Here is a 13,498-nt window from a genome sequence, read left to right as displayed (position 1 = left end):
TTCATAGGTGCTCGCCGCCCCCTGCCGCCGAGCAACTACCACCGCGGTTGGCCCCGCCGCCCCCGCCGGAGCACGCGCCGCGGCACGGCGGCGCCGAACTCGACGGCGTGGAGGGCCCGGGCGAGGCCGCCCAGACGGGCGGCCAGTCGGTTGCCGACCTGCTGGCGCGGCTGCAGATCCAGCCGCCGGAGGGGGGCCGCCGTCGTCGCCGCGACGGCTGAGCTGGGAGCTTCCTCACATTGGGCTTGCATTGGTCGGGGCCGGCCAATCGACTACAGTTTGAGTGACCGAACGGTACCCACGGGGTGGGACCGGAACGAACGAAGAAATCTGTGAGGTCGTCTGCGATGGTGCAGTTCGACGGTTTGCGCCCGGCCAGGCTCAAAGTGGGGATCATCTCGGCCGGCCGGGTGGGCACCGCGCTCGGTGTCGCGCTGGAGCGGGCCGACCACGTCGTGGTGGCGTGCAGCGCCATCTCCCACGCGTCCCGGCAGCGGGCGCAGCGCTGGCTGCCCGACACCCCGGTGATGCCGCCGCCCGACGTCGCCGCCGGCGCCGAGCTGCTGGTGCTGGCCGTCCCCGACAACGAACTCCCCGGCCTGGTGTCCGGGTTGGCCGCGACGTCCGCCGTGCGGCCGGGCACGATCGTCGCCCACACCTCCGGCGCCAACGGCGTCGGCATCCTCGCCCCGCTGGCCCAGGACGGTTGCATACCGCTGGCGATCCACCCGGCGATGACGTTCACCGGGTCCGACGAGGACATCAGCAGGCTGCCCGACACCTGCTTCGGCATCACCGCGGCCGACGACGTGGGGTATGCGATCGGGCAGTCGCTCGTCCTGGAGATGGGCGGCGAACCGTTCTGCGTGCGGGAGGAAGCGCGGGTGCTCTACCACGCCGCTCTGGCACACGCCGGGAACCACCTGGTCACGGTGCTCGCGGACGCGCTCGAGGCGTTGCGCGCCGCGCTGCGCGGCAGCGAACTGCTCGGCCAGGAATCCGTCGACGACTCCCCGGGCGGCATCGCCGAACGCATCGTGGGGCCGCTGGCCCGGGCCGCGCTGGAGAACACCCTGCAACGCGGGCAGGCCGCGCTGACCGGGCCGGTTGCGCGCGGCGACGCGGGCGCGGTCGCCGGGCACCTGGCCGCGCTGAATCGCGTGGACCCGGAACTGGCGCAGGCGTACCGGGTGAACGCCCTGCGGACCGCCCGGCGCGCGCACGCGCCCGCCGACGTCGTCGAGGTGCTGGCGGGATGACACCGGGCAAGCGGCCCCCCTTCAAGGCCGGCGAACTCCACCTGTACTCGCGCCCGCGCGAGGTCACCGACGTCTGCCGCGCGCTGCGGCACACCGGTCGCCGGGTGATGCTGGTCCCCACCATGGGCGCGCTGCACGACGGGCACCTCACGCTGGTCCGCGCCGCCAAGCGGGTGCCCGGCGCGGTGGTGGTGGTGTCGATCTTCGTCAACCCCCTCCAGTTCGGCGCGGGCGAAGACCTGGACGCCTACCCGCGGACGCTGGACGACGACCTGGCGCTGCTGCGCGGCGAAGGCGTCGAAATCGTCTTCGCGCCAACGGCGGCGGCGATGTATCCCGACGGCCTGCGCACCACCGTGCAGCCCGGCCCGCTGGCCGCCGACCTCGAGGGCGGGCAGCGGCCGACGCACTTCGCCGGTGTCCTGACCGTGGTGTGCAAGCTGCTGCAGATCGTGCGTCCCGACCGAGTGTTCTTCGGCGAGAAGGACTATCAGCAACTCGTGCTGATCCGCCAGATGGTCGCCGACCTGAACATCGACGTCGCCGTGGTCGGCGTGCCCACCGTGCGCGAAGCCGACGGGCTGGCCATGTCGTCGCGCAACCGCTACCTCGATCCGGTGCAGCGCGAGGCCGCCGTGGCGGTGTCGGCGGCGCTGACTGCGGCGGCGCACGCCGCCGACGCCGGCCCCCGGGCCGCGCTGGACGCGGCGCGCGCGGTGCTCGACGCCGTGCCCGAGCTCACGGTCGACTACCTCGAGTTGCGCGACCCCGACCTGGGCCCGTTGGGCGCCAACAGAACCGGCCGGCTGGTCGTCGCCGTCCGGTTGGGCAGCACCAGGCTGCTGGACAACATCGCGATCGAGATCGAGACTTCGCCGGCACCCGTGGGGCCGGACGGATATCGGGACACCCGTGAATCATCTTGGAGGAATTGATGCTACGGACGATGCTCAGGTCGAAGATTCACCGCGCCACCGTCACGCAGGCTGACCTGCACTACGTCGGCTCGGTGACCATCGACGCCGACCTGATGGACGCTGCGGACCTGCTCGAGGGCGAGCAGGTGACCATCGTCGACATCGACAACGGTGCCCGCCTGGTCACCTATGCGATCACCGGGGAACGCGGCAGTGGCGTGATCGGAATCAACGGCGCGGCAGCACATCTCGTGCATCCCGGTGACCTGGTGATCCTGATCGCATACGGGACCATGGAGGAGGCCGAGGCGCGGGCCTACCGGCCGCGGATCGTGTTCGTCGACGCCGACAACAAGCCGATCGACCTGGGCCACGATCCGGCCTTCGTGCCCGACGACGTATCCGCCGCCGCCGAGCTGTTGGATCCCAGAATCGTTGCGGGGTAACCGTGCTGCTGGCCATCGACGTTCGTAACACCCACACCGTCGTGGGGCTGATCTCCGGGTCCAAGGAGCACGCAAAGGTCGTGCAGCAGTGGCGGATTCGGACGGAGTCCGAGGTGACCGCCGACGAGCTGGCCCTGACCATCGACGGCCTGATCGGCGACGACTCCGAGCGGCTCACCGGCGCCGCCGCGCTGTCCACCGTTCCTTCGGTGCTGCACGAGGTGCGGATCATGCTCGACCAGTACTGGCCGTCGGTGCCGCACGTGCTGATCGAGCCGGGTGTGCGCACCGGCATCCCGCTGCTGGTCGACAACCCCAAGGAAGTCGGCGCCGACCGGATCGTCAACTGCCTGGCCGCATTCCACCGCTTCCAAAGCGCCGCGATCGTCATCGACTTCGGATCCTCGATCTGTGTGGACGTCGTGTCGGCCAAGGGCGAATTCCTCGGCGGCGCGATCGCCCCGGGCGTGCAGGTCTCCTCGGACGCCGCCGCGGCGCGCTCCGCCGCGCTGCGCCGGGTGGAACTGTCCCGCCCCCGTTCGGTGGTGGGCAAGAACACCGTCGAATGCATGCAGGCCGGGGCGGTGTTCGGGTTCGCCGGGCTGGTCGACGGCCTGGTCGGACGCATCCGCGAGGACGTCGAGGGCTTCGCCGGCGACGACGTGGCGGTGGTGGCGACGGGACACACGGCACCGTTGCTGCTGCCCGAGCTGCACACGGCCAGCCATTACGACCAGCATCTGACCCTGCACGGACTGCGGCTGGTATTCGAACGCAACCGGGACGCCCAGCGCGGCCGGCTGAAGTCCGCGCGCTGAGCGGGAGAACCGCATCGAGTGTGCGCCCAGGGCGTCGCGGGTGAACCCTGGCAGGGACGCGGCCGCAATTTGCGCCCGGGGCGCACACGTAAAGCCCCGAACGCACGCTCGATGCCCGTGACCGGCGGCCATACCAGGTCATTTAAGCTGGCAGCTCGTGAGTGACGCCAGTGAGGATGCCGCAGCAGACCTGCCCGAGCAGTTCCGCATCCGCCGGGACAAGCGCGCTCGCTTGTTGGCGGAGGGCCGCGAACCCTATCCGGTCGCCGTCGAACGCACCCACACCCTGGCGCAGGTGCGCGCCGACCATCCCGACCTGCCGGTCGACACCGCGACCGACGACGTCGTCGGCGTCGCCGGCCGGGTGATCTTTGCGCGCAACTCCGGGAAACTGTGCTTCGCGACGCTGCAGGAGGGCGACGGCACCAGCCTGCAGGTGATGCTCAGCCTCGACAAGGTGGGCCGCGAATCGCTGGACGCCTGGAAAGCCGACGTCGACCTCGGCGACATCGTCTACGTGCACGGCAACGTGATCAGCTCACGCCGCGGCGAATTGTCCGTCCTGGCCGATTCCTGGCAAATCGCGGCCAAGTCGTTGCGGCCGTTGCCGGTGGCCCACAAGGAGATGAGCGAGGAGGCGCGGGTGCGGCAGCGCTACGTCGACCTCATCGTGCGTCCCCAGGCCCGCACGGTGGCGCGGCAGAGAATCGCCGTGGTCCGCGCGATACGCAACGCGCTCGAACGGCGCGGGTTTCTCGAAGTCGAAACGCCGATGTTGCAGACGCTGGCGGGCGGCGCGGCGGCGCGCCCGTTCGTCACGCATTCCAATGCGCTCGACATGGATCTGTACCTGCGGATCGCGCCGGAACTGTTCCTCAAGCGCTGCGTCGTCGGTGGTTTCGACAAGGTCTTCGAAGTAAATCGAGTCTTCCGAAACGAGGGCGCCGATTCCACTCATTCTCCGGAATTCTCCATGCTGGAGACCTACCAGGCGTACGGAACCTATGACGATTCGGAGGTCGTCACGCGGGAGCTTATTCAAGAGGTCGCTGATGAGGCGATCGGAACCAGACAACTACCGCTGCCCGACGGCAGTGTCTACGACATAGACGGAGAATGGGCGTCGATTCAAATGTACCCGTCCCTGTCGGCGGCACTCGGGGAAGAGATCACCCCCGAGACGCAGGCCGACCGCCTGTGGGCGATCGCGGAGCGGCTCGGGGTGGAAATCCCCCGCGACCGGGGTTACGGCCACGGAAAGCTCGTCGAGGAACTCTGGGAGCACGCCGTGGGCAACACGCTGACCGCGCCCACCTTCGTGCGGGATTTTCCGGTCGAGACAACGCCTTTGACGCGTCAGCACCGCAGCATCCCCGGTGTGACGGAAAAGTGGGACCTCTACATCCGCGGGGTCGAACTGGCCACCGGGTACTCCGAATTGAACGACCCCGTCGTGCAGCGGGAGAGATTCGCCGCGCAAGCCCGCGCCGCGGCGGCCGGCGATGACGAAGCCATGGCGCTCGACGAAGACTTTCTCGCCGCGCTCGAGTATGCGATGCCGCCGTGTACGGGAACCGGAATGGGTATCGATCGGTTGTTGATGACTTTGACCGGGCTGTCAATTCGAGAGACAGTTTTGTTCCCGATTGTTCGGCCACACTCCGGCTGAAAAGTGCAACTGTGCGCTTTGCGGCCGGATTGAGTATGCTGCCTTGTTATGGCAGATTGATTGCCCGGGGAGGCGCACCCAATCTGCTCAGCAACTGCTCAGGACGAAATGCGAGGATAAGCCAATGGCGAAAAAAGTGACCGTCACCTTGGTCGATGATTTCGACGGTGCCGGCGCAGCCGATGAAACGGTCGAATTCGGGCTTGACGGGGTGACCTATGAGATTGACCTTTCGTCCAAGAATGCCGCGAAACTCCGCAACGACCTGAAGCAGTGGGTGGAAGCCGGGCGCCGGGTCGGCGGGCGGCGGCGGGGGCGTTCCGGCTCCGGGCGCGGCCGCGGCGCGATCGACCGCGAGCAGAGCGCGGCGATCCGCGAATGGGCCCGCCGCAACGGCCACAACGTGTCGACGCGGGGCCGCATCCCCGCCGACGTCATCGACGCATTCCACGCGGCGACCTGACGAACCTGCAAACCGGCGCCCGGGCCGCAACGGCCTTGGCGCCGGTTTGTCATTTCGCTGGCGGCGAAAGGCCTGCCCGCGGATTGAGGAAACGAATTGGGGCCCGGCCACGTTGCTCCGGTAACGGCGCTGTGATCACAGGGGAGATCGCCCGAAACGGGCGCGCGGGTGTTTCAGCAGTGAGCAACCGCAAGGTTATGCCCCCTGGCAGACCGACCATTACAGTGGATGGAAGGTATGCGATTCCGGTCCCAACAGGGGCCGGTGGGCCGCTAAGAGGCCAGTACCGATGGTGAGGGAGAGCAGGTAACCACCGATGTTTGAACGTTTTACCGACCGTGCCCGCAGGGTCGTCGTCCTGGCGCAGGAAGAGGCCCGGATGCTCAACCACAACTACATCGGCACCGAGCACATCCTGCTGGGTTTGATCCACGAGGGCGAGGGCGTCGCCGCGAAGTCTTTGGAGTCGCTGGGAATCTCGCTCGAGGGCGTGCGCAGCCAGGTCGAGGAGATCATCGGCCAGGGCCAGCAGGCGCCGTCCGGGCACATCCCGTTCACGCCGCGCGCCAAGAAGGTTCTCGAGCTGAGCCTGCGTGAGGCGCTGCAGCTGGGCCACAACTACATCGGCACCGAGCACATCCTGCTCGGCCTCATCCGCGAGGGTGAGGGCGTGGCCGCCCAGGTGCTGGTCAAGCTGGGCGCCGAGCTGACCCGGGTGCGCCAGCAGGTCATCCAGCTGCTCTCCGGCTACCAGGGCAAGGAGGCCGCGGAGGCCGGTACCGGTGGCCGCGGCGGCGAATCGGGCAGCCCGTCGACCTCGTTGGTGCTCGACCAGTTCGGGCGCAACCTGACGGCCGCCGCGATGGAGGGCAAGCTCGACCCGGTCATCGGCCGCGAGAAGGAAATCGAGCGCGTCATGCAGGTCCTGAGCCGGCGCACCAAGAACAACCCGGTGCTGATCGGTGAGCCCGGCGTCGGCAAGACCGCCGTCGTCGAGGGCCTGGCGCAGGCCATCGTGCACGGCCAGGTGCCGGAGACGCTGAAGGACAAGCAGCTCTACACGCTGGACCTCGGCTCGCTGGTCGCCGGCTCGCGCTACCGCGGTGATTTCGAGGAACGCCTGAAGAAGGTGCTCAAGGAGATCAACACGCGCGGCGACATCATCCTGTTCATCGACGAGCTGCACACGCTCGTCGGTGCAGGTGCCGCCGAGGGCGCGATCGACGCCGCGTCGATCCTCAAGCCCAAGCTGGCCCGCGGCGAGCTGCAGACCATCGGCGCCACCACGCTCGACGAGTACCGCAAGTACATCGAGAAGGACGCCGCCCTGGAGCGCCGCTTCCAGCCCGTGCAGGTCGGGGAGCCGACGGTGGAGCACACCATCGAGATCCTCAAGGGGCTGCGCGACCGCTACGAGGCGCACCACCGGGTGTCGATCTCCGATGCGGCGCTGGTGGCCGCCGCCACCCTGGCGGACCGCTACATCAACGACCGGTTCCTGCCGGACAAGGCGATCGACCTGATCGACGAGGCGGGCGCGAGGATGCGGATCCGCCGGATGACCGCTCCGCCAGACCTGCGCGAGTTCGACGAGAAGATCGCCGACGCGCGGCGGGAGAAGGAATCCGCGATCGACGCGCAGGACTTCGAGAAGGCCGCCAGCCTGCGGGACCGGGAGAAGCAGCTGGTCGCCCAGCGGGCCGAGCGCGAAAAGCAGTGGCGCTCGGGAGATCTGGACGTGGTTGCCGAGGTGGACGACGAGCAGATCGCCGAGGTGCTGGGCAACTGGACCGGCATCCCGGTGTTCAAGCTCACCGAGGCCGAGACCACCCGCCTGCTGCGCATGGAGGACGAGCTGCACAAGCGGATCATCGGCCAGGAGGACGCCGTCAAGGCGGTCTCCAAGGCGATCCGCCGCACCCGCGCCGGGTTGAAGGACCCCAAGCGCCCGTCGGGTTCGTTCATCTTCGCCGGCCCGTCCGGCGTCGGTAAGACCGAGCTGTCCAAGGCGCTGGCCAACTTCCTGTTCGGCGACGACGACGCGCTCATCCAGATCGACATGGGCGAGTTCCACGACCGGTTCACCGCGTCGCGCCTGTTCGGCGCCCCGCCGGGATATGTCGGGTACGAGGAGGGCGGCCAGCTCACCGAAAAGGTGCGGCGCAAGCCGTTCTCGGTGGTGTTGTTCGACGAGATCGAAAAGGCCCACCAGGAGATCTACAACAGCCTGTTGCAGGTCCTCGAGGACGGCCGGCTCACCGACGGGCAGGGACGCACGGTGGACTTCAAGAACACCGTGCTGATCTTCACCTCGAACCTCGGGACGTCCGACATCTCCAAGCCGGTCGGCCTGGGCTTCACGCAGGGTGGTGGCGAGAACAACTACGAGCGGATGAAGCAGAAGGTCAACGACGAGCTGAAGAAGCATTTCCGCCCGGAGTTCCTCAACCGCATCGACGACATCATCGTCTTCCACCAGCTGACCAAGGACGAGATCATCAAGATGGTCGATCTGATGATCAGCCGGGTCGCGGGCCAGCTCAAGACCAAGGACATGGCTCTGGAGCTGACGGAGAAGGCCAAGTCGCTGCTGGCCAAGCGCGGCTTCGATCCGGTGCTGGGTGCCCGCCCGCTGCGGCGCACCATCCAGCGCGAGATCGAGGACCAGCTCTCGGAGAAGATCCTGTTCGAGGAGGTCGGACCGGGGCAGGTCGTCACGGTCGACGTGGACAACTGGGACGGCGAGAGCGCCGGCGAGGACGCGGTGTTCACCTTCACCGGGGCCCGCAAGCCGCCGGCCGAGCCGGACCTGGCGAAGGCCGGGGCGCACGCCGCGCCCGAGACCCCGTAGCGGTCGAACGAAACGGGCGGCGGTTCCGCATGGGACCGCCGCCCGTTTCGCTTGTCCGGCCGCCCGTGGTTTACTGGCGTCTGCCCTGACGAGTAACGGAATCTGGTGAAATTCCAGAACGGTCGCGCCACTGTCCACAGTCAGACCCGAAACTCGTCGCAGCCAACGGGGACGCGTAATCCCCAGAAGGAGCCGACGATGTCCGATCGCCAGCGAGTTGTCCGTGTCCGATCCGTTGACCTGTCGGCGGCGAGCGCCGCGCTCTGGTTGACCGCGACCGCCTTCCTGGCGCTGCTGGCGCTCTACTTCGTCGGCGTCGAACAGGGCGCCGTGTCGCTGTTCGGCGGCGATTCGCACGTGCACGAATTCCTGCACGACGCGCGGCATCTGCTCGGCTTCCCCTGCCACTGATCGCGTGGAGAAGCGTCTGATCGGGCGCGGCCTGGTGGCGGGTGCAGTCGGTGCGGTGCTGGCCTTCGTCTTCGCCCGCCTGTGCGCCGAGCCGGTGATCGGCCGCGCGATCGCTTTCGAGGACGGCCGGGCCGACGCCGAGAACGCCCATGGCGTGCACGAGCATGGCGCCGAGTTGTTCAGCCGTGGCGTGCAGTCCAACGCCGGGCTGGGTTTCGGTGTGCTCATCTTCGGTGTCGCGGTCGGTGCTCTGTTCGCCGTGCTGCTCTGCGTGCTCGTGGCGCGGACGAAAGACGTTGGGGTGCAGGCGCTTTCGCTGCTGCTCGCGGTGGCAGCGTTCGTCGCGGTCTACTTGGTGCCGTTCGTGAAGTATCCGCCGAATCCACCGGCGGTGGGGCAGGCGGACACGATCGGGGCGCGCACCGGCTGGTATCTGGTGATGGTGTTGGCGTCGGTGGTGCTGGCCTTCGCCGCGGTGTGGCTGGCGCGGTTGCTGACGGCCCGGTTCGGCGCGTGGCACGGGCGGCTGCTGGCGGCGGGTGCATACGTCGCGGCCGTTGCCGTGGTGATGGTGCTGCTTCCGAGCGTCGCCGAGACACCCGAACCGCTGCGCGACGCTTCGGGGTCGATCGTCTATCCGGGCTTTCCCGCCGGCACCCTCTACGAGTTCAGGCTGCTCTCACTGGCCACGCAGTTGGTGTTGTGGGTGACCATCGGCGTGGTGTTCGGGACGCTCGCCGGGCGGCTGCTCGGGGAGCGCACCGGGAGTGGACGGGCGGCGGGCATCGCGGCGTGACGGAGGTTGTCCGGCTGACGCTGGTGGCGCACGCGATGACCGACGCGATAGCCGCCGCGCGCTTCCCCGGCGATGAACCCCTCAACGACGTCGGCTGCCGCCAGGCCGAAGCCGCTGCCGCTCAATTCCGCCGCGGCGTAAGCTATTTCACCGGGCCCGAGCGACGGGCCCGACAAACGGCGGGCTTGCTGGGATTCGACGCCACCGTGGATCCGCTGCTGGCCGACCTGAATTGCGGTCCCTGGCAGGGCAAGAGGCTGGAGGACGTGCCGCCCGGCGACCTGATGGTCTGGCTGACCGATCCGACCCGCGCCCCGCACGGCGGCGAGTCGATCACCGAGCTGATGCAGCGGGTGGCCCGATGGCTGAACTCGTTGACCGAGAACGCGGCCGCCACCGTCGCGGTGACGCACCCTGCGGTGATCCGGGCGGCGATTCTGCTGGCGCTCGACGTCCCCGCGAAATCGTTCTGGCGGATGGACATTGCGCCGATCAGTCGCACCGCCCTGCATTACCGTGGCGGCTGTTGGACGCTCCGCTGGTAGCCGCTATCAGCGGAGCGAGCGCGTCGGCTATTCGGGAGCGCCGTCGACGATGCGGATGCCGGTGATGATCTCCGGTCGGATCGCGATCATGGTGTCCATGGTCATGTTCACCCACGGGTGTAGGAGTCGTTCGTAGCGCGCGAGCTGCTGGGGGTCGGTGATCGTGGTCGCCCACCCGGTGACCGCCACGCTCCAGCCCGCGCGCCGCTCGGGGTCGAGGCGGTCGACTTCATACGCCATCACCACACCGGCGTCAGCGCCGGATCGCACCACGGTGGAGACCTTCGCCGCCAGGCGGGTGCGCACGATGATCCGCCCGTCGTCGACGAGATGGTTCACCAGGCGGATCGTGGGCAGCGCCTTGTCGTTGAACACCACCCGCCCATGGTCGATGCTGGCCAGCAGCCGCATCGCCTCGAATTCGTCGAGTTGGACCACCTCGCGGCGTGGCGCCAGCGCTGCCGTTCTCAAGTCCTCGGTCACCGTCCACCACCGCATGCGTGACCGGCGCGGTGGGGAACGTCATGAGACGCAGCCACTTTGAGTTGCCGCCGATCATGACCCATCTGCACAGACAACCGCACTACCTCTTTTCGTTCGGACCTCGACTCTGGCAAATTCTGCAGTCTCGTCTGGCGACACACCGGCCGGAAGGGCCAAAAGTCCCGGGTCGCGTGTGGTGTGCGTCACTTATCTGGCCCATGGCTCAACCGGCGGTCGGTCTCGGCTCAGGCGACGACGAAGTTGCTCAACTCGGGAAGCCCCGCCAGATTCCACTTCTTGATGCGGTCGGAAATGGCGTCCCGCAGCGTGTCCTGGCCGAAGATGCCGCTCTCGGCGACGTTGCGGACCTTGCCCTCATACGCCTCGATATCTGCACCGACTACTTCCAGCTCGAGCGCGCGGGCGACGATCGCCGAGATCGTCGCGGCGGGCACAATCCGCAAGCAGGCGCGGACGATCTCGGCGAAGAATGTCTCGTGGCGCTCGTCGTCGGCCGCGATGACCTCGACAAGGCGGCGCAGGACAGGTTCTTCGATCCGCGCCGCCAGCCGCCGCAGGAACACCGCGTGGGTGGATTCCCGCAGCGCCATCAACACCATGGCCTCCACCTGGGTGTGGTCATCGGTGTCTTGGCCTTTCGTCACATGCTCGACGCGGACCATCTCGTTGGCGATCGGGTCGATCTGGCGGGTCAGTACGAGGTTTTGCCGCAGGGCGAACGCGTGCAAGTTCTCGTCGGCCGCCCACCGGCCGACCCACTTGCCCCACCAGCCCGTCAGGAGGAAGTGTTCCGCCAGCCGGTGGTGCTGGCCCACCAACGCGTCCTTGGTGATCAGCATGATCTCCGCCGCGTCGACGACGTGATCCGGAAGCGTGACCTGAGCTGGATCCCAATCCCGGCCACCCAGGGACGCGAAGTTCTGACCTCGATCGAATGGCACATGGTCGTGCGGATACCAGGGGGTGGCCGCCTCGATGTGGCGGGAGTAGGTTTCGCTGACGACCGGTTCGAGTTCGAGCATCAACGGTGATGCGACGCGTTCTTGTGGCATGCGGCCAAACTAGACCTCGTCACCACCGTCCCGAACGCCGCCCGGCGGGCGCTTGTGTGGTGAGGGCTATCGCGGCGCGATGAGCGCGAAGGCCTGCTGGGCGATCTTCAGCATCCACCCCGTCACGGTCGGCCCGTGGTCGCGCGGCCAGTTGAGCTGGAAGCTGACCACGTACGGCTGCTGCGTCCTGTCGACGGCGTACCAACTGAAGGTCAGATCACCCGGCAGGCCACCGGCTTTCGCGCCGATGTACGGCCAGACGTTGCGGTCCAGCTGGATGCCCGACACCGCGGAGAGGATCTGTTTGACCGGTGCCGCCTTGCCCACGGCGTCGGCCTGCAGGGCCGTATGGATCCGGCAGATGTCCTCGGCGTTGCCATACCACTCCGCGCCGTACGACGACGCCGGAGTGTGGGCGCGCGTCGGATCCGGTTCGTAGGGAGTGTCGTTGGCCTGGGCCAGCAGTCGGGCACGGACCTGCGGTGAACCGCGCTGCCACTGCTCGCGCAGATCGGGCTTGCCCCAGCCCACCGAGAACAGCTCGTACATCGTGGGGAACGGCGTCATGCTGGCCGGGTCGTGGTGGCCGGCCGTGGCGAGCGCTTGCTCGATGGCGTGGGTGCCCAGCTTCCCGATCAGCAGGTCGGTCGCCATGTTGTCGCTCGTCGCGATCATCTTCTCGGCGGCCGTCCGGACCGAGACATGCGCTCCGGCAGGCAAAGCCAATCCGGACGAGCCCACCGCCCGGCTCTTGTCGGTGACGGTCAGCTGATCGTCCCAGGAGACCGTGCCGGCGCGGATCGCGCCGGCGACGGCGTGCAGCACGTACAACTTGAAAATCGATGCCAGCGGCAAGGATTCACCGGTGTTGGTGCCTGCGACCGGGTCGCAGTGCCCGTCGTCGACCTTGGCGACCTGGTAGGAGTAGCGGGCGCCGGTCTTGCTCAACACCGCGTCGATGTCGTGCCACGAGTTGATCTTCGGCGATTGCGTCTCGAGCTCGAATCGATCGACCCACCCACCGTCGTCGGTGTGGATGCGGATGTCTTGGCGCGCACCGTAGGACGACGTCAGGTGCAAGGTGGCCACGCTGGCGCCCAGATCCACGCCGTCGAGGGTGAACGGGCGGTCCCACCACAGTGACTCCATGGTGGTCTGCACCGGCTTGACCATGTCCGGTGTGGCCAGGGTGCCGACGCCGACCGGGCCGATGGGCCAGTCCGAGTTGAGCATGTCCAGCGTCTGCTGGGCCCGGATGCCCGGCGGTGTGCGGACATCGATCTGGCGGCCGGGGTTGGCCGCGTTCGCCTGCGGAGAGGGGGAGGGCGCGCAACCGGGCGCGCACATCACTACCAGTGCGGCGGCGGCGCTCAACGCCACTGCGCGGCGCCGGGCCCAGAACCCGCTAGCCAGCCTGCTTGTTGCCGGCAACGTCCATCACAACCTCGAATTCCAGCAGCGATGCCCCGGTCGCGACCGGGTTCGCCCGCTCCCCGGCATGGGCCGCGATGGCAGGCCCTTGCGCCCACGCCTGAAACGCGTCCTCGGACTCCCATTGCGTGACGACGAAGTAGCGGTTCTCGCCCTTGATCGGGCGGAGCAGCTGAAACCCGAGGAAGCCGGGCTGGTTGTCGACCGCGTGCGCCCGGTGTGCGAACCGCTTCTCCAGCTCGGGGCCGGCGTCGGCGGGTACTTCGATTGCGTTGATCTTCACCACTGGCGGCATGCCGCTAGGCTACCCTCTCGCCCGGCCTGTCCAACTGCAGG

Annotated in this window: 14 protein-coding genes and 1 pseudogene; 11 read left to right on the top strand and 4 right to left on the bottom strand. The window is 68.1% G+C overall.

Annotated features, from left to right (window positions below):
• The 11 genes and pseudogenes from AWC03_RS06990 to AWC03_RS06940 all read left to right on the top strand — a co-directional run.
• Positions 1-221: pseudogene (locus tag AWC03_RS06990) on the top strand (DUF6779 domain-containing protein); the annotation flags it as partial.
• A gap of 126 nt (positions 222-347) precedes the next feature.
• Positions 348-1,259 (top strand): Rossmann-like and DUF2520 domain-containing protein, encoded by a 912-nt coding sequence (locus AWC03_RS06985; protein ID WP_085239788.1) that lies wholly within the window; start codon positions 348-350, stop codon positions 1,257-1,259.
• Positions 1,256-2,194: a pantoate--beta-alanine ligase gene (gene panC, locus AWC03_RS06980; protein ID WP_085239787.1), complete on the top strand. Its 939-nt coding sequence runs from the start codon at positions 1,256-1,258 to the stop codon at positions 2,192-2,194. Before AWC03_RS06985 ends, panC begins: the two co-directional genes overlap by 4 nt.
• Complete coding sequence (panD, locus tag AWC03_RS06975; protein ID WP_085239786.1) at positions 2,194-2,622, top strand: aspartate 1-decarboxylase; 429 nt, start codon at positions 2,194-2,196, stop codon at positions 2,620-2,622. Before panC ends, panD begins: the two co-directional genes overlap by 1 nt.
• Before the next feature lie 2 nt (positions 2,623-2,624).
• Entirely contained in the window at positions 2,625-3,440 is an 816-nt protein-coding gene (locus AWC03_RS06970) for a type III pantothenate kinase (RefSeq protein WP_085239785.1), read from the top strand.
• Positions 3,441-3,597: 157 nt separating this feature from the next.
• Positions 3,598-5,109 carry a lysine--tRNA ligase gene (gene lysS / locus AWC03_RS06965; RefSeq protein ID WP_085239784.1) on the top strand — a complete coding sequence of 504 codons (1,512 nt, stop codon included), beginning with the start codon at positions 3,598-3,600 and terminating at the stop codon, positions 5,107-5,109.
• Positions 5,110-5,233: 124 nt separating this feature from the next.
• Positions 5,234-5,572, top strand: a complete 339-nt coding sequence (gene lsr2 / locus AWC03_RS06960; protein WP_003875617.1) for a histone-like nucleoid-structuring protein Lsr2 — start codon at positions 5,234-5,236, stop codon at positions 5,570-5,572.
• 316 nt (positions 5,573-5,888) lie between these two features.
• Complete coding sequence (gene clpC1 / locus AWC03_RS06955) at positions 5,889-8,423, top strand: ATP-dependent protease ATP-binding subunit ClpC (RefSeq protein WP_085239783.1); 2,535 nt, start codon at positions 5,889-5,891, stop codon at positions 8,421-8,423.
• A gap of 198 nt (positions 8,424-8,621) precedes the next feature.
• Positions 8,622-8,834: a CbtB domain-containing protein gene (locus AWC03_RS06950; protein ID WP_085239782.1), complete on the top strand. Its 213-nt coding sequence runs from the start codon at positions 8,622-8,624 to the stop codon at positions 8,832-8,834.
• A gap of 4 nt (positions 8,835-8,838) precedes the next feature.
• Positions 8,839-9,630 (top strand): CbtA family protein, encoded by a 792-nt coding sequence (locus AWC03_RS06945; protein ID WP_085239781.1) that lies wholly within the window; start codon positions 8,839-8,841, stop codon positions 9,628-9,630.
• Positions 9,627-10,175 (top strand): histidine phosphatase family protein, encoded by a 549-nt coding sequence (locus AWC03_RS06940; RefSeq protein ID WP_085239780.1) that lies wholly within the window; start codon positions 9,627-9,629, stop codon positions 10,173-10,175. Before AWC03_RS06945 ends, AWC03_RS06940 begins: the two co-directional genes overlap by 4 nt.
• Positions 10,176-10,202: 27 nt before the next feature.
• Here AWC03_RS06940 and AWC03_RS06935 read toward each other — a convergent pair whose 3' ends face one another.
• From AWC03_RS06935 to mhuD, 4 genes are all read right to left on the bottom strand, one after another.
• On the bottom strand, positions 10,203-10,658 hold the full coding sequence (locus AWC03_RS06935; RefSeq protein WP_420845648.1) for a pyridoxamine 5'-phosphate oxidase family protein: 456 nt from the start codon (positions 10,656-10,658) through the stop codon (positions 10,203-10,205).
• A gap of 245 nt (positions 10,659-10,903) precedes the next feature.
• Complete coding sequence (locus tag AWC03_RS06930; RefSeq protein WP_085239778.1) at positions 10,904-11,731, bottom strand: acyl-ACP desaturase; 828 nt, start codon at positions 11,729-11,731, stop codon at positions 10,904-10,906.
• 66 nt (positions 11,732-11,797) lie between these two features.
• A complete protein-coding gene (locus AWC03_RS06925) occupies positions 11,798-13,162 on the bottom strand; it encodes a serine hydrolase (RefSeq protein WP_085239777.1) in 1,365 nt (454 codons plus the stop codon).
• Positions 13,137-13,457, bottom strand: a complete 321-nt coding sequence (gene mhuD / locus AWC03_RS06920; RefSeq protein ID WP_085239776.1) for a mycobilin-forming heme oxygenase MhuD — start codon at positions 13,455-13,457, stop codon at positions 13,137-13,139. Before mhuD ends, AWC03_RS06925 begins: the two co-directional genes overlap by 26 nt.
• Positions 13,458-13,498: the final 41 nt, after the last annotated feature.

It is taken from the genome of Mycobacterium europaeum (assembly GCF_002102155.1).
GTDB lineage: Bacteria > Actinomycetota > Actinomycetes > Mycobacteriales > Mycobacteriaceae > Mycobacterium > Mycobacterium europaeum.
The sequence above is the reverse complement of the archived record's forward strand: the minus strand, read 5'-3'. Positions and strand labels throughout refer to the sequence as shown.

What these genes read in the sequence shown, in the direction of transcription:
- AWC03_RS06985 (WP_085239788.1), top strand. Translation starts at nt 348, where the DNA reads ATGGTGCAGTTCGACGGTTTGCGCCCGGCCAGGCTCAAAGTGGGGATC.
- panC (WP_085239787.1), top strand. Translation starts at nt 1,256, where the DNA reads ATGACACCGGGCAAGCGGCCCCCCTTCAAGGCCGGCGAACTCCACCTG.
- panD (WP_085239786.1), top strand. Translation starts at nt 2,194, where the DNA reads ATGCTACGGACGATGCTCAGGTCGAAGATTCACCGCGCCACCGTCACG.
- lsr2 (WP_003875617.1), top strand. Translation starts at nt 5,234, where the DNA reads ATGGCGAAAAAAGTGACCGTCACCTTGGTCGATGATTTCGACGGTGCC.
- clpC1 (WP_085239783.1), top strand. Translation starts at nt 5,889, where the DNA reads ATGTTTGAACGTTTTACCGACCGTGCCCGCAGGGTCGTCGTCCTGGCG.
- AWC03_RS06950 (WP_085239782.1), top strand. Translation starts at nt 8,622, where the DNA reads ATGTCCGATCGCCAGCGAGTTGTCCGTGTCCGATCCGTTGACCTGTCG.
- AWC03_RS06930 (WP_085239778.1), bottom strand. Translation starts at nt 11,731, where the DNA reads ATGCCACAAGAACGCGTCGCATCACCGTTGATGCTCGAACTCGAACCG.
- mhuD (WP_085239776.1), bottom strand. Translation starts at nt 13,457, where the DNA reads ATGCCGCCAGTGGTGAAGATCAACGCAATCGAAGTACCCGCCGACGCC.